We start from the raw sequence: 14,736 nt of genomic DNA, 5'->3' as shown, positions 1-14,736 counted from the left end.
GAAACAAATAAAAGGAATATGTCGTCTCATTACGAAGCACCCATTAGAAAACCTTTAATTATAGGTGACAAAAATTATCACGATGTAACAGTTGATGTTGCACGTCCGGTAGAAGGCAGAGCCAATAAACAATGGTGGATAGCCTTTGCTATTGCACTTGCTGCATTTCTATGGGGCGTAGCGTGTGTAGCCTATACGGTAGGTACAGGTATTGGTACATGGGGATCAAACAAAACAGTAGGCTGGGCCTGGGATATTACCAACTTTGTTTGGTGGGTAGGTATTGGCCACGCTGGTACGCTTATCTCTGCGGTGCTACTATTGTTCCGCCAAAAATGGAGAATGGCCATTAACCGCTCTGCGGAAGCAATGACCATCTTCTCGGTAATACAGGCAGCAATGTTCCCTGTATTCCACATGGGCCGCCCTTGGTTAGCCTATTGGGTTATGCCTATACCCAACCAATTTGGTTCGTTATGGGTTAACTTTAACTCGCCGCTACTTTGGGACGTATTTGCAATTTCAACCTACCTTTCGGTATCACTGGTTTTCTGGTGGACAGGTTTGCTCCCCGATTTTGCAATGCTTCGAGACAGGGCAATTACACCTTTTACAAAACAGGTTTACGGAATATTAAGCTTTGGATGGAGCGGCCGTGCTAAAGACTGGCAGCGTTTTGAGGAAGTATCTTTGGTACTTGCAGGTCTTGCAACCCCTCTTGTACTTTCGGTACACACCATCGTATCTTTTGACTTTGCTACCTCGGTTATACCGGGATGGCACACAACTATCCTTCCGCCATACTTCGTAGCGGGAGCAATTTTCTCCGGATTTGCAATGGTTAACACCCTTCTTATCATCATGAGAAAATTATCAAACCTGGAAGCTTACATTACAGTACAGCACATCGAGCTAATGAACATTGTAATCATGATTACAGGATCTATAGTAGGTGTGGCTTATATTACTGAGTTGTTTATTGCATGGTACTCTGGAGTAGAGTATGAGCAGTATGCATTTATCAACAGGGCTACAGGACCTTACTGGTGGTCGTACTGGTTGATGATGACATGTAACGTTATCTCTCCGCAGGTAATGTGGTTTAAAAAGATCAGAACCAGCATCATGGTATCTTTTATCATCTCAATTGTGGTAAACATAGGTATGTGGTTTGAGCGTTTTGTAATTATCGTTACATCACTACACAGAGATTACCTTCCATCATCATGGACCATGTTCCAGCCTACATTTGTAGATGCCGGATTCTATATAGGTACAATTGGTTTCTTCTTCGTGTTATTCCTTCTTTACTCAAGGAGTTTCCCTGTAATTGCACAGGCAGAGGTTAAATCGATCATGAAAACATCCAGCGAAAAATACAAAAAGCTGCATGAAGCACACGACAATCATTCACATTCAGAACATAATCATCACTAAGAATCATGAGCAATAAAGTTTTACATGTATTGTACAATGACGATGATATCCTAATGGATGCAGTAAGGAAAACCCGCGCTGCACATCATCACATTGAAGAAGTTTTTACACCTTTCCCGGTGCACGGCCTTGATAAAGCTATGGGTCTTGCCCCAACAAGGTTAGCTATTGCCTCGTTCTTATATGGTTTGGTGGGATTATCTGTTGCTACGGCAATGATGCGTTTTATTATGATTGCCGACTGGCCACAGGATATTGGTGGTAAACCAAGTTTTAGCTACATCCAGAACATGCCTGCCTTTGTGCCGGTTATGTTTGAGTTAACCGTGTTTTTTGCGGCTCACTTAATGGTAATTACATTTTACATGAGGAGTAGGCTATGGCCTTTTAAACAGGCAGAAAACCCTGATGTAAGAACAACGGATGACCACTTTTTGATGGAAATTGTTGTTAATGGAAACGAGAACGAATTGATTGCATTTTTTCAGGAAACCGGAGCTGTAGAAGTAAAAGTAATTGAAAAGCATTAATAAGAAGTATGAAAGCATTATATAAAATAGCATTATTGGTAACTGCATTTGCAGGGCTCACTTCGTGCCATGATAATTCGGCGCCAAACTACCAGTATTTCCCAAATATGTACGAGTCTGTTGGTTACGAAACTTATTCGGAGTCGGCTTCTTTTGCTAATGGCAAAGAAGGCCAGTTACCGGCTAAGGGTTCTATACCAAGAGGATTCACTCCTTACGAATACGAAAACTCTACCGCAGGATATGATCTTGCCAAGGCTAACCTAAAATCGCCGCTTGCTCCAGAGGAAGTAGACGAGGCTAAAGGGCAGCAGTTGTTTACAATATACTGCGCTATTTGCCACGGCGATAAAGGAGACGGTAAAGGTAACCTTTCTAAAAGAGAAAAATTTGCCGGTGTACCTAACTATAAAGACAGGGTTATTACCGAAGGTAGTATTTTTCACGTAGTAACCTACGGCCTTAACATGATGGGCTCTCACGCCAACCAGCTTTCTCAGGAAGAGCGCTGGCAGGTTGCCCACTATGTAATGAAACTTAAGAGTGAATTATAATTGTAGAACACTGAAAGCATAAAATATGTATACATTTTCTAGTAGATTAAAAACTTTTGCCTTCATACTGATGGTGTTAGGCGCCCTTGGGGTTGGCTATAGTTTTTTTACTGCACCCTCAACTGTTGAAGAAGCAGAGGCTATTGTAGCTGCACAGCACCATGGTGGCCACGGCGAAGCCGCACACCACGAAGCTGCTGCCGAAGGACACGAGCATAGTACTGAAGAAGCTCATGCACACGCTGAGCCTGCTACCGATTCTGTAGTGGTAGAACACACAGAAAGCGAAGTAGCACATACAGCTCCAGACAGCGTATCTCCGGTTGCTATTGAAGAGCACCAGGATACTATTGCTGTTACTGCTGAGGCAGAGCACGATAAAGCTTCTCCTACAGGAGATGCCGCCGAAGCTGGCCACGAAGGTCATGAAGCACACTCTGAAGTTGCTGCCGCCCATGAGGGCCATGATGCTCATGCCGATCATGATGCGCACAAAGAGCACGCAGAGCATGTTTTCCACCAATTGCAAAACAAGCCTTGGGCTGCTGTATATGTTGCTGCATTATTCTTTATGCTAATTTCGCTTGGTGCCCTTGCTTTTTACGGTATCCAGAATGCTGCACAGGCAGGTTGGTCTCCGGTATTGTTCAGGGTTATGGAAGGTATTACAAGCTACCTTATCCCGGGCTGTATAATTGTATTTATATTACTTGTTGCAGGTGTATTGCATTTTCACCACTTATTTATATGGTTAGATCCTGCAGTAGTTGCCGAAGATCACCTTATCCAGGGTAAATCAGGTTACCTAAACGGTCCGTTCTTCCTTATAAGAGCTGCAATATTTATGGCTGGCTGGATTTTTTACCGTCAGTATTCAAGAAAAAATTCATTACTACAAGACGAAGCTACAGACAATTCTTACTACAAGAAAAACTTTAAAGCTGCTGCTGCATTCCTTGTATTCTTTATAGTTACAGAATCGATTATGTCTTGGGACTGGATCATGTCGGTAGACCCGCACTGGTACAGCACCCTGTTTGGATGGTATGTATTTGCCAGCTTCTTTGTAAGCGGTATTACTACTATCGCGCTTATTACCCTTTACCTAAAATCAAGAGGTTACCTGGAATATGTTAACACAAGCCACATCCATGACCTTGCTAAATTTATGTTTGGTATTAGCGTTTTCTGGACGTATCTTTGGTTCTCGCAATTTATGCTTATGTGGTATGCAGATATACCAGAAGAGGTTGTTTATTTTAAAATGCGTATAGAAAATTATAACCTGCCGTTCTTTGGTATGGTGGTTATGAACTTTGTGCTGCCAATACTGATACTTATTAATACCGACTTTAAACGTCTTTCGTGGATTGTTGTTTTAGCCGGAACTATCATACTTTGCGGACACTATGTAGATTTCTATAACATGATCATGCCTGCTACCGTAGGAGACCAATGGTTTATAGGTGCTGGCGAAATAGGTGCTGTATTGTTCTTCTTAGGTTTGTTTATACTGGTAGTATTTACCACGTTAACCAAACAGCCGCTACTTGCTAAACGCAACCCGCTGATTGAAGAAAGTAAGCATTTTCAATATTAATATTTAAAGAAATAAACAAATGACAAGTTTATTGGTAATTGCAGTTTTAGTTTTATTAGGCATTGCGATATGGCAGTTAACTAAAATATTCCACCTTACCCAAATAGGGGCGGCTACTTACAATGAAAATTCTGAGGTTGCTACCGACAGGGATAATAGTGTTAATGGTTACCTGATGTTTGGCTTCTTAGGCTTCATCTACGTTTTTACTATTTATGCTTTAATAGAATGGGGTCATTTTGCACTGGGCACTCCGGCTTCGGCTCACGGTCCTCAGTACGATAGCCTTATGGCTACATCTATGTGGCTTATATTTATTACTCAGACAATAACCCAGTTTTTGCTTCACTATTTTGCTTTTAAATACAGAGGTAAAAAAGGTAAAGTTGCATTTTACTATGCAGATAACGATAAACTTGAGTTTATCTGGACTATTATACCGGTTATAGTTCTTGCGGGCCTTATCCTTTACGGATTGTATGCCTGGACTAACATTATGTTTATAGACGAAGAAGCTAAAGAAGATGCTATTTATGTAGAAGTATACGCCAAGCAGTTTAGCTGGGAGGTTCGTTATGCCGGTAAAGATGGCAAGCTTGGTAAAGCTAACGTACGTTATATAGAAGGTGTTAACACTATGGGTGTTGATATGGGCGATGCCAATGCTCAGGATGATATCCCGGCTGGCGAGCTACACTTACCAAAAGGTAAACAAATTATCTTTAAATTCCGTTCTCAGGATGTATTGCACTCTGCTTACATGCCACACTTTAGGGCTCAGATGAATGTCGTGCCGGGTATGGTTACGCAATTTGGCTTTGTACCAACGGTTACTACCGATGATATGCGCCAGGATGCTGCCATCATGAAAAAAGTAGCAAACATCAACGAGATCAGGTCTAAGAAAAGTGCCGAGCTTGTAGCTAAAGGCGAAAGCCCGCTTGAGCCTTACACATTTGACTACCTGTTACTATGTAATAAAATTTGTGGTGCTTCTCACTACAACATGCAAATGAAAATTGTTGTTGAAGATGAGGCTACATTTAATAAATGGTTAAGCGAAAAGAAAACACTTGCTGCTACAGTTAAGGAGTCTAAAGAAAAACCTGCTGCTCCTGCAGAAGGCGAAGCTGCTCCAGCTGCCAAGCCAGCTGATTCAGCCGCAGTAAAAACCGATTCTACCATGGTAGCACAGGTAATTAAAAAATAATTCTTTTAAAAATTATATCAAATTAAAGAGATATGTCAGCAGTAGGACACGAAGTACACGCCCACGACGAACACGGACATGATGCCCACGATCATCACCATAAGCAGACTTTTATTGAAAAGTACATTTTTAGCTTAGACCACAAGATGATTGCCAAGCAGTACCTGCTTACAGGTACCTTAATGGGTATTATTGGTATCATTATGTCTTTGTTATTCCGTATGCAGATTGCATGGCCGGAAGAGTCGTTTACTATCTTTAAAGTACTTTTAGGCGATAAATTTGCACCGGATGGTGTAATGAAAAATGATATTTACCTTGCCCTGGTTACCATTCACGGTACCATCATGGTATTCTTTGTACTTACCGCAGGTTTAAGTGGTACGTTTAGTAACTTACTTATTCCGTTACAAATTGGTGCAAGGGATATGGCCTCAGGATTCATGAACATGGTATCTTACTGGTTATTCTTCCTTTCTTCAGTAATAATGGTTTGTTCTCTTTTTGTTGAAGCTGGCCCTGCATCTGCCGGTTGGACGATATATCCACCCCTAAGTGCATTGCCTCAGGCAATACCGGGTTCTGGTACGGGTATGACGCTTTGGTTGGTTGCAATGGCAATCTTCATCGCATCGTCGCTAATGGGATCGCTTAATTACGTGGTTACCGTTATCAACCTTAGAACAAAAGGTATGTCGATGACAAGGCTTCCACTAACAATCTGGGCATTATTTATTACTGCTGTTATTGGTATCCTTTCATTCCCTGTACTACTTTCTGCAGCGTTATTACTTATCATGGACAGGAGTTTTGGTACTTCATTCTTCCTTTCTGATATCTTTATTGCCGGCGACGTGCTACACTACCAGGGAGGTTCTCCGGTATTGTTCGAACACTTGTTCTGGTTCTTAGGCCACCCGGAGGTTTACATCGTAATCCTTCCTGCAATGGGTCTTGTTTCTGAAATTATGACATCTAACTCTCGTAAGCCAATCTTTGGTTACAGGGCGATGATCGCATCTATACTTGCTATTGCATTCCTTTCAACAATTGTTTGGGGTCACCACATGTTTATCTCGGGTATGAACCCGTTCCTTGGATCTGTGTTTACCTTTACAACGTTGCTAATTGCAATACCATCGGCAGTAAAAGCGTTCAACTGGATTACAACTCTTTGGAGGGGTAACCTGCAAATGAACCCTGCAATGCTATTCTCTATCGGTTTTGTATCTACATTCATTACAGGTGGCCTTACAGGTATCATCTTAGGTGATAGTACGCTGGATATTAACGTTCACGATACGTATTTTGTAATTGCCCACTTCCACTTAGTAATGGGTATATCTGCACTATATGGTATGTTTGCAGGTATCTACCACTGGTACCCTAAAATGTACGGTAGGATGTTAAACAAAAACCTTGGTTACATTCACTTCTGGGTAACAGCAGTATGTGCTTACGGTGTGTTCTTCCCAATGCACTTTATAGGTATGGCCGGTTTACCAAGGCGTTACTACACTAACTCAGCTTTCCCATTATTTGATGAGCTTGCCGATGTTAACGTAATCATTACAATATTTGCTATTGTAGGTGCAGCGTTCCAGTTAGTATTCCTTTGGAACTTCTTCTACAGCATGTTTAAAGGCAAAAGAGCGGTTCAGAACCCATGGAGGTCTAACACTCTTGAGTGGACTACCCCAGTTGAGCATATTCACGGTAACTGGCCGGGCGAAATACCTGAAGTTTACAGGTGGCCGTACGATTACAGCAAACCGGGTCATGATGACGACTTTGTTCCTCAAACCGTTCCGATGAAGGAAGGCGAAGAAGAACTACATCACTAAGATCTTTTAAAATACATACAAAGAGGCTATCCAAACGGGTAGCCTCTTTTGTTATATGATATTTTCAATGGCATCTGTATGACTTTTTTAAATACAATATATTGAATCAAGGCAATCGTGTCATTCTGAGCGAAGAGCAACAGAGTCGAAGAATCTCACGTAAAAAATTATGCTATCCTATGACCAATGCTCGTATTATCCTGAACGAAGTGAAATTGAGTCGAAGTATCTTTTCAATATTGTATTTGATATCATTATTTACTAAGTGTAGTGTAGTTGAAGGATCGCGTATTACATCTTTATATGCTGTAATTTACATATGCTGTTATTCTGAGCTAAGTGCAACGGAGTCGAAGAATCTCACATAAAAGTTTTATTGTCCGATAAGCAACACCCATGTCTTACAGAACGTAGCGCGGTCGAAGAATCTCGCTAACAATGTCTCCCATCATATAAGACAACAAAAAAAGACAGGCGTAAACCTGTCTTTCCATATCATATTTAGTATCATGCTTATTCTGTCTGTGTTTTTTTCTTGCTTAAATAATAAACCGGTATTCCGGCCAGCATAATCAGTACACCCCAACCGCACGTACTTGCCCTGTCTTTAAGTAAGGCAAAGCAAAAGGCCGATGCCAGGATAATATAAATTAATGGCAGCACAGGGTAGCCAAATGCTTTGTAGGGCCTCTCGGCATTGGGCATTTTCTTTCTTAATATAAAGATGCCATAAATGGTAAGTATGTAAAATATTACCACAATAATCATAACATAATCCAACAGGTCGCCATATTTACCGGTAAGGCATAATGCCGATGCCCAAAAGCACTGGAACCATAAACCCCAACCCGGTACACTGGCCTTGTTCAGGCTACCCGCTTTTTTAAAGAAAAGCCCATCCTTTGCCATTGTATAATACACGCGGGCACCGGCTAATATTAGTCCGTTATTACATCCGAAAGTCGAAATCATAATCATAACGGCAATAATATAGGTGCCTGTTGTGCCAAAAATGTATTGCGAAGCCTCTACCGCTACACGTTCAGATGGGGCGTAGGCAATAGCGTCAAGCGGCATTACGGCCACGTACATAAGGTTGGCCGATATGTAAATGACGGTAACTATTAACGTGCCAAAAAACAGGCTTAGCCCCACATTGCGTTGCGGGTTCTTGATTTCGCCCGATATAAACGTAACCCCATTCCAGGCGTCGCTCGAAAACAACGACCCTACCATAGAGGCTGCCACTGCCGAAAACAAGATACTGCCACCTATTGCCACCCATGTATCGCTCTCTTTAACGTACTGCTTGGCACCCCAAGCATCGGCCCAGTTGGCGTTCCAAATATCTGCCTTGGCAGCCAGTATAAAACCAAATACAATAAGCCCGAAAAGCGATGCTATCTTGGCAACCGTAAAAATAGTCTGTATATATTTAGCGTTTTTAACCCCGCGGCTATTAATATAGGTAAGTATTATAATGGTTACGATCGATAATAATTGTGCCGCATTGAGCTTGAAGGAACCAATCTCATACAAAATATTCTGGTCGCTAACAGGTGGGTACAGGTAGGCGGTAAACTTGGCAAAAGCCACACCCACGGCGGCAATGGTGCCGGTTTGTATTACGGCAAAAAAGCTCCATCCGTATAAAAAGCCTACCAGTTCGTTATAAGCTTCTTTAAGGTAAACGTACTGCCCGCCCGCCTTAGGGAACATAGCACTCAATTCGCCGTAGCTAACGGCAGCAATCATGGTCATAAGCCCGGATATAACCCAGATAAGTGTAAGCCATCCGGCGCTGCCCACCTGCTGCATAATACCGGCACTTACTATAAAAATACCCGATCCTATCATAGATCCTACTACCAGCATGGTGCCGTCCAGCAGGCCCAGTTCGCGCTTTAAGTGTTTGTCTTCGTGTTGTTCTTGCATAATTGGTTTGGTTAATTTTGCTAAAGATATTTAAAAAAGCGATTAGTTGCGGCGCGTCTCTAAATTTGGGGTTGTTATGCTGTAAACGGGTTATAAAAAAAAACCTTTTGAAGCGAAGGGCATGCGTACATTAGCCAGCGTATTTCCTGCTATCGCCTTTATCTGCCTCCCGCTGGTCGGCAGGATACCGGCTCTATCAGGGCTAATAAGGTTTTGTATTGCATCCTGGCTGATAAAAGAAAATCTGCACATTCAATACGTGTCATCATTGTTGCATTAAAATAATTTGCAATACCTTTATAAAAACATCACACTATGGAAAAAACAACCTTTAAAGTAAACGAAGACGAAAAACAATTCGAACTTCACACAAAAAGCGGTATCTCGTTTTTGGAATTTCATCGCGAAGGCGAAAAAATATACCTAACCCATACCGAAACTCCCCACGAACTTCGGGGCAAAGGCTACGCTGCCGAACTGGTAAAGCAAACCCTGCAATGCGCTAAAGATAATGGCTTAACAGTGGTGCCGTCGTGCTCGTATGTGGCGCATTATGTTAATGAGCACCCGGAGTGGAACGACATACTTTCTGCGGGTTATCAAATGTAATAAGCTAACCGAAATTCAGTTATCTTTGCGCCATGAATGAGAATTTAGACCCTACCAACAATAGTTACAACCCCGAAGAGCTCGACCTCGAAAAAAAGCTGCGGCCCTTATCCTTCGACGATTTTACCGGCCAGGAGCAGGTGCTCGAAAACCTGCAGATATTTGTGCAGGCAGCCAATATGCGTAACGAGGCGTTAGACCATACGCTGTTTCATGGCCCTCCGGGATTGGGTAAAACAACGCTTGCCAATATTTTGGCGAGTGAGTTGGGTGTGGGCATTAAAATAACATCGGGCCCGGTGCTGGATAAGCCCGGCGACCTTGCCGGATTGCTTACCAACCTGGAGGAGCGCGACATTTTGTTTATAGACGAAATTCACCGCCTTAGCCCCATAGTAGAAGAGTACCTGTATTCGGCTATGGAAGATTTTAAGATCGACATCATGATCGAGTCGGGTCCAAACGCCCGGTCGGTACAGATAGGGTTAAACCCCTTTACGCTGGTAGGCGCCACAACGCGTAGCGGTTTGCTAACGGCACCTATGCGTGCCCGTTTTGGTATTGCCAGCAGGCTTCAATACTATACAACCGAATTGTTAACTACTATTGTGCAGCGTAGCTCGGGCATTTTAAAAATGCCCATAACTATGGAGGCTGCCATAGAAATTGCCGGCCGTAGCCGCGGTACACCCCGTATTGCCAACGCGCTGTTGCGCCGTGTGCGCGACTTTGCACAAATTAAGGGTAACGGTAAGATTGATATTGAGATAGCCCGCTATTCGCTTAAGGCGCTGCATGTAGATGCACACGGTCTCGACGAAATGGACAATAAGATACTTACCACTATTATAGATAAGTTTAAAGGTGGCCCGGTAGGTTTGTCTACACTCGCTACCGCAGTATCTGAAAGTGGCGAAACGATAGAAGAGGTGTACGAACCTTTCCTAATACAGGAAGGCTTTATTATGCGTACCCCACGTGGCCGGGAGGTTACCGAAAAAGCATATAAGCACTTAGGGAAGATAAAACAGGGAATACAGGGAGGGCTTTTCTAAAGAAATTAAGATTTTAGAATTCAGATTGAGTTCTCCACACGGCTGTCATTGCGAGGGAGGTACGACCGCGGCAATCTTTATTATTTTATGAGATGCAGTGCTTCGTAAAAAATAGCTTGGCAGCGAGAACAGGAAGGTGTAGCAGGAGATGATCGATAACAAGCAAAAATACAGTGATTTCATCAAATCCGAAGCTAAACGTTTGGGCTTTATGTCGTGCGGAATATCTAAAGCGGGTTTTCTGGAAGAAGAAGCACCCCGCCTGGAGGCCTGGCTTAACCAGAACCGCCACGGCAAGATGCAGTACATGGAAAATCATTTTGATAAACGCCTGGACCCGACACTGCTTGTGGATGGCGCTAAAAGTGTTATCTCGTTATTGCTGAATTATTACCCCGAAGAAACCCAGACTGAGGGCAGTTACAAAATATCTAAATATGCCTACGGGCAGGATTACCACTTTGTAATTAAAGAAAAGCTTAAAGAGCTGCTACATTTTATACAAGAAAATATTGGCGAAGTAGGGGGCAGGGCGTTTGTAGATTCGGCACCTGTGCTCGACAAGGCGTGGGCTGCCAAAAGTGGCCTTGGCTGGATTGGCAAAAACAGTAACCTCTTGTCTAAAAAAACAGGCTCGTTCTTTTTTATTGCCGAACTGGTTGTCGATATCGATCTGGAATACGATTATGCGGTGACTGACCATTGCGGCTCCTGCACTGCCTGCCTGGATGCCTGCCCTACGCAGGCTATTATAGCACCCTATGTGGTAGACGGCAGCAAATGCATATCGTACTTTACCATAGAGCTTAAAGAAAACATACCTGCCGAAATGCGCGGCAGCTTTAACGACTGGGCTTTTGGCTGCGATGTATGCCAGGACGTTTGCCCCTGGAACCGCTTTAGCAAACCCCATCGTGAACCGCTTTTTAACCCGCACCCCGATTTACTTTCCCTCACAAAAAAGGATTGGGAAGAAATTACCGAAGACACTTTTAGGGCGGTGTTTAAAAATTCTGCTGTAAAGCGTACTAAGTATGATGGCTTAAAACGCAACATCAATTTTTTAAAGGAACTGTAATTACAGATTAGTCGAAAAACTGCATTTCGAACAAAATATAGTGTTCAAGGCCAAACTCAGTACCCCATTTTTCTATATCCTTGCCACTACTTTCTACAGCGCACCAGGAGCTGCTGCCATCCTTATTGCGTTGGGGTAATATATAGGCAAAGGCATAAAAAGACTTATAAGTTTCAATAGGTAGCTGGGTTCCAAAATCGCGAAGGCTGTAATCGTTATGCTTCGTGCTTTTATACTCGCGGGTTAAAGAAAATCTCCCAAAATCAAACTGTATTTTTAGTGTTTTTGCAGCCGACTTGGTTGCCGTTACTGTAAACTTTAAAGAATCGCCTTGGGTAGTGGGTATCGGTAAACTGGCCGACGTAAACACGGTATCGATATTCTTGATTTTGCCTTTCCATAGTTCTTTTGCAACTATATAGTAGTTTTTACCTTTTATGGCGGGGCCACTAAATTTTGTATGGTACATGTCTATATTCTCAAAGCGCAATAGTTGGTCAACTTCCCGGTTTTGGGGTAAGGTGGTTGTCATTTTAAGGGTGTTGTTTTGTGCAAAACACAGGCTGGCAGTAAGTAGTAGTAAAAGGTGCAAACATTTTATCATGATGTTATTATTTATGGTTATGGGGCAAATGTAACGGGCTTACAAAATGGTTTGGGTTAACCAGCCTTTATTAGGGTTAATTAGTGTTAACAAAATTAGTTGGGCTTACAGCAAACATTTATTTTTGACAGGTATATGAAAAAGAACCTGCTAATAGTGTTTGTATTAATGGCTGTTTGCGTTACCGGCGTAACGGCTTTGCAGCTGTATTTTAGCTACCGGACTTACCAGACTGAAGCAAAGGTTTTTGAACGCAACATAAACGAAGCGCTGGATGAAGCAGTAGATACGGCTTTTGAAAAACACAGGCTAAATGTTATACGCCAGCTTAAAGGCTGGCTTGCCGACACCACTATTATAGATATTAGCTGTAAATGGAATGCCGAACAAAAGCTAACTGTTTTTACTATAAAGGAAGTAGAAGCACCGGTTACCGACAGAACCACTATAAGCCTTAGCATAGAGCAGTTTCCGCAAAAACTGGAACATATAACACCACAGGCAAAAGCGGTGCTTATAAACCAAATGGCAGATATGGTTAATGCCGATCTTAAAAAGGGTTCTATCTATTTTTATACGCAAAGGCTTGGTGCACGCCTGGACAAAGCCTACGATAAAACCCCTATCGGCATAGCCGACCTGGAGCCTCTATACAAAGCAGCGTTGCAAAAAAGGAACATTAGCGAGCCATTTGCTTTTAATACAAAGAGCAAAAACAAGTATGTTTTTTATACCAAAAAAGTAAACATAGCCATTAGGCGGCCTTATAAAGAAAAATGGCTGCATGCATCATTTACAAATACGGGCATGTATTTGCTGAGTCAGCTTAAATGGGTACTGTTAGGGGCGTTACTACTGGTTATTGTTACTGTTGTGTGCTTTTGGTATACCGTAAGGGTGTTGCTTAGCCAGCAAAAGCTTAATGCTATAAAAGACGATTTTATAAGCAACATGACCCACGAAATAAATACACCACTAACCTCTATTACCATAACGGCCCAAGCCTTAAAACAATTTGGGCATGATGCCGATGCACAAGATAGTTACCTGGATATTATTTTGTACCAAAGCAATAAGCTATCGGCTCTTGCAGACGAAATTCTTACCGGGGCAAGGTTAGATAAAACAGGAATTGTGCTGTCTGACACTATCGATGTAAATACTTTTTTGGAAGGAATTGTACAATGCATCCCATCCGTAAATGCCAAAGTAAAGTATATTCCGCTCACAAAAAACATCATCATTAAAGGCAATAAAACACATTTAGAAAGAGCTATTAGCAACCTTGTAGATAATGCCATTAAGTACAATACCGGCAACAATGCTACAGTTGTGATAGAATGCCACGTTGTAAAAAATCAGCTTACTATTGCAGTAACAGACAATGGCCCCGGTATACGGGATGCCTTTAAAGAAAAGGTATTCGAGCAGTTTTACCGTATACCATCGGGCAATATTCATAATGTAAAAGGCTATGGATTGGGACTAAGTTATGTGCGCAAGGTTGTAGTAGCACACAGGGGCACTGTTACAATAAAAGATGTACAACCCAATGGCAGCAGCTTTTTAATAACCTTACCATTATGAGCACTTACAAAATACTTTTAGCCGAAGACGAACCCTTTTTAGGCAAGGTGGTAAAAGAAAGCCTTGAGAAAAAAGGCTACGCAGTAACCCTTGCGCAGGATGGCAGGCAGGCATGGCAGGAGTATAATGCCACTGCTTTTGATTTGTGTGTGCTTGATGTTATGATGCCTTATAAGGATGGATTTACCCTTGCGGCACAAATAAGGGAGGCGAACCCTAAAATCCCGATGATGTTTCTTACTGCTAAGGCTGATATTAAAGATGTGACTGCCGGATACGCCAGTGGTGGTAACGATTATCTTAAAAAACCCTTTAGCCTCGATGAGCTTTTTTTAAGGGTGGCCGAATTGCTAAAACGCAGCCAGTTTGAAAGCCAGAATACAGAAGAGTTAGCTATAGGCAGCTATACCTTTTCGCCTAAAAGGCAGGAAATAAAGTCGGCAGACGCTACGGTGGTAAAGCTATCTCATAAGGAAAGCCAGCTTTTGCTAATGCTCCTTCAAAACAAAAATGTAGTGTTAGACCGTAAAACTGCGCTCTTAAAATTGTGGGGAGACGATAACTTTTTCAACACACGTACTATGGATGTCTACATTACCAAACTTCGTAAAAAACTGCACAAAGATTCAACGGTAGAAATCGTTAATATCCGTGGTTTTGGATACAAGCTCATCTGCTGATTTTTACCCCAAA

Annotated in this window: 13 protein-coding genes; 11 read left to right on the top strand and 2 right to left on the bottom strand. The window is 42.3% G+C overall.

Annotated features, from left to right (window positions below; translation table 11 throughout):
• Nucleotides 1-18: 18 nt before the first annotated feature.
• From nrfD to G509_RS0105680, 6 genes are read left to right on the top strand one after another with little or no spacing between them, the layout of a single operon-like run.
• Nucleotides 19-1,437, top strand: coding sequence for an NrfD/PsrC family molybdoenzyme membrane anchor subunit (gene nrfD, locus G509_RS0105705; RefSeq protein ID WP_026990646.1), 1,419 nt, complete (start codon nt 19-21; stop codon nt 1,435-1,437).
• A 5-nt stretch (nt 1,438-1,442) separates the two neighbouring features.
• Nucleotides 1,443-1,967, top strand: a complete 525-nt coding sequence (locus tag G509_RS0105700) for a DUF3341 domain-containing protein (protein ID WP_026990645.1) — start codon at nt 1,443-1,445, stop codon at nt 1,965-1,967.
• Between the two features lie 8 nt (nt 1,968-1,975).
• Complete coding sequence (locus G509_RS0105695; protein ID WP_026990644.1) at nt 1,976-2,521, top strand: c-type cytochrome; 546 nt, start codon at nt 1,976-1,978, stop codon at nt 2,519-2,521.
• Between the two features lie 25 nt (nt 2,522-2,546).
• Nucleotides 2,547-4,121, top strand: a complete 1,575-nt coding sequence (locus tag G509_RS0105690) for a hypothetical protein (protein WP_026990643.1) — start codon at nt 2,547-2,549, stop codon at nt 4,119-4,121.
• 19 nt (nt 4,122-4,140) lie between these two features.
• Nucleotides 4,141-5,331 (top strand): cytochrome c oxidase subunit II, encoded by a 1,191-nt coding sequence (locus G509_RS0105685; RefSeq protein ID WP_026990642.1) that lies wholly within the window; start codon nt 4,141-4,143, stop codon nt 5,329-5,331.
• Nucleotides 5,332-5,363: 32 nt separating this feature from the next.
• Nucleotides 5,364-7,175, top strand: a complete 1,812-nt coding sequence (locus G509_RS0105680; protein ID WP_026990641.1) for a cytochrome c oxidase subunit I — start codon at nt 5,364-5,366, stop codon at nt 7,173-7,175.
• A 513-nt stretch (nt 7,176-7,688) separates the two neighbouring features.
• On the opposite strand, the gene G509_RS0105675 is transcribed toward G509_RS0105680, so the two are convergent.
• On the bottom strand, nt 7,689-9,110 hold the full coding sequence (locus G509_RS0105675; RefSeq protein ID WP_026990640.1) for an APC family permease: 1,422 nt from the start codon (nt 9,108-9,110) through the stop codon (nt 7,689-7,691).
• Nucleotides 9,111-9,425: 315 nt separating this feature from the next.
• Between G509_RS0105675 and G509_RS0105665 the strand changes: the two genes are divergently transcribed.
• The 3 genes from G509_RS0105665 (at nt 9,426) to queG (ending at nt 11,852) form a co-directional block, all read left to right on the top strand.
• Nucleotides 9,426-9,719, top strand: a complete 294-nt coding sequence (locus G509_RS0105665; protein ID WP_026990639.1) for a GNAT family N-acetyltransferase — start codon at nt 9,426-9,428, stop codon at nt 9,717-9,719.
• A gap of 32 nt (nt 9,720-9,751) precedes the next feature.
• On the top strand, nt 9,752-10,774 hold the full coding sequence (gene ruvB, locus G509_RS0105660; protein WP_026990638.1) for a Holliday junction branch migration DNA helicase RuvB: 1,023 nt from the start codon (nt 9,752-9,754) through the stop codon (nt 10,772-10,774).
• 148 nt (nt 10,775-10,922) lie between these two features.
• Nucleotides 10,923-11,852, top strand: a complete 930-nt coding sequence (gene queG / locus G509_RS0105655; RefSeq protein ID WP_026990637.1) for a tRNA epoxyqueuosine(34) reductase QueG — start codon at nt 10,923-10,925, stop codon at nt 11,850-11,852.
• A 7-nt stretch (nt 11,853-11,859) separates the two neighbouring features.
• On the opposite strand, the gene G509_RS0105650 is transcribed toward queG, so the two are convergent.
• The gene (locus G509_RS0105650) at nt 11,860-12,456 is read right to left on the bottom strand and encodes a hypothetical protein (RefSeq protein WP_026990636.1); all 597 of its coding nucleotides are present in this window, start codon (nt 12,454-12,456) and stop codon (nt 11,860-11,862) included.
• Nucleotides 12,457-12,591: 135 nt separating this feature from the next.
• On the opposite strand from G509_RS0105650, the gene G509_RS0105645 reads away from it, so the two are divergent.
• Both G509_RS0105645 and G509_RS0105640 read left to right on the top strand, forming a co-directional pair.
• Entirely contained in the window at nt 12,592-14,043 is a 1,452-nt protein-coding gene (locus G509_RS0105645; protein ID WP_131450702.1) for a sensor histidine kinase, read from the top strand.
• Nucleotides 14,040-14,723 carry a response regulator transcription factor gene (locus G509_RS0105640; RefSeq protein WP_026990634.1) on the top strand — a complete coding sequence of 228 codons (684 nt, stop codon included), beginning with the start codon at nt 14,040-14,042 and terminating at the stop codon, nt 14,721-14,723. The genes G509_RS0105645 and G509_RS0105640 overlap by 4 nt, the downstream gene beginning before the upstream one ends.
• The last annotated feature ends 13 nt before the right edge of the window (nt 14,724-14,736 follow it).

Source organism: Flavobacterium subsaxonicum WB 4.1-42 = DSM 21790, assembly GCF_000422725.1.
GTDB lineage: Bacteria > Bacteroidota > Bacteroidia > Flavobacteriales > Flavobacteriaceae > Flavobacterium > Flavobacterium subsaxonicum.
The sequence above is the reverse complement of the archived record's forward strand: the minus strand, read 5'-3'. Positions and strand labels throughout refer to the sequence as shown.

What these genes read in the sequence shown, in the direction of transcription:
- nrfD (WP_026990646.1), top strand. Translation starts at nt 19, where the DNA reads ATGTCGTCTCATTACGAAGCACCCATTAGAAAACCTTTAATTATAGGT.
- G509_RS0105700 (WP_026990645.1), top strand. Translation starts at nt 1,443, where the DNA reads ATGAGCAATAAAGTTTTACATGTATTGTACAATGACGATGATATCCTA.
- G509_RS0105695 (WP_026990644.1), top strand. Translation starts at nt 1,976, where the DNA reads ATGAAAGCATTATATAAAATAGCATTATTGGTAACTGCATTTGCAGGG.
- G509_RS0105690 (WP_026990643.1), top strand. Translation starts at nt 2,547, where the DNA reads ATGTATACATTTTCTAGTAGATTAAAAACTTTTGCCTTCATACTGATG.
- G509_RS0105685 (WP_026990642.1), top strand. Translation starts at nt 4,141, where the DNA reads ATGACAAGTTTATTGGTAATTGCAGTTTTAGTTTTATTAGGCATTGCG.
- G509_RS0105680 (WP_026990641.1), top strand. Translation starts at nt 5,364, where the DNA reads ATGTCAGCAGTAGGACACGAAGTACACGCCCACGACGAACACGGACAT.
- G509_RS0105675 (WP_026990640.1), bottom strand. Translation starts at nt 9,110, where the DNA reads ATGCAAGAACAACACGAAGACAAACACTTAAAGCGCGAACTGGGCCTG.
- G509_RS0105665 (WP_026990639.1), top strand. Translation starts at nt 9,426, where the DNA reads ATGGAAAAAACAACCTTTAAAGTAAACGAAGACGAAAAACAATTCGAA.
- ruvB (WP_026990638.1), top strand. Translation starts at nt 9,752, where the DNA reads ATGAATGAGAATTTAGACCCTACCAACAATAGTTACAACCCCGAAGAG.
- queG (WP_026990637.1), top strand. Translation starts at nt 10,923, where the DNA reads ATGATCGATAACAAGCAAAAATACAGTGATTTCATCAAATCCGAAGCT.
- G509_RS0105650 (WP_026990636.1), bottom strand. Translation starts at nt 12,456, where the DNA reads ATGATAAAATGTTTGCACCTTTTACTACTACTTACTGCCAGCCTGTGT.
- G509_RS0105645 (WP_131450702.1), top strand. Translation starts at nt 12,592, where the DNA reads ATGAAAAAGAACCTGCTAATAGTGTTTGTATTAATGGCTGTTTGCGTT.
- G509_RS0105640 (WP_026990634.1), top strand. Translation starts at nt 14,040, where the DNA reads ATGAGCACTTACAAAATACTTTTAGCCGAAGACGAACCCTTTTTAGGC.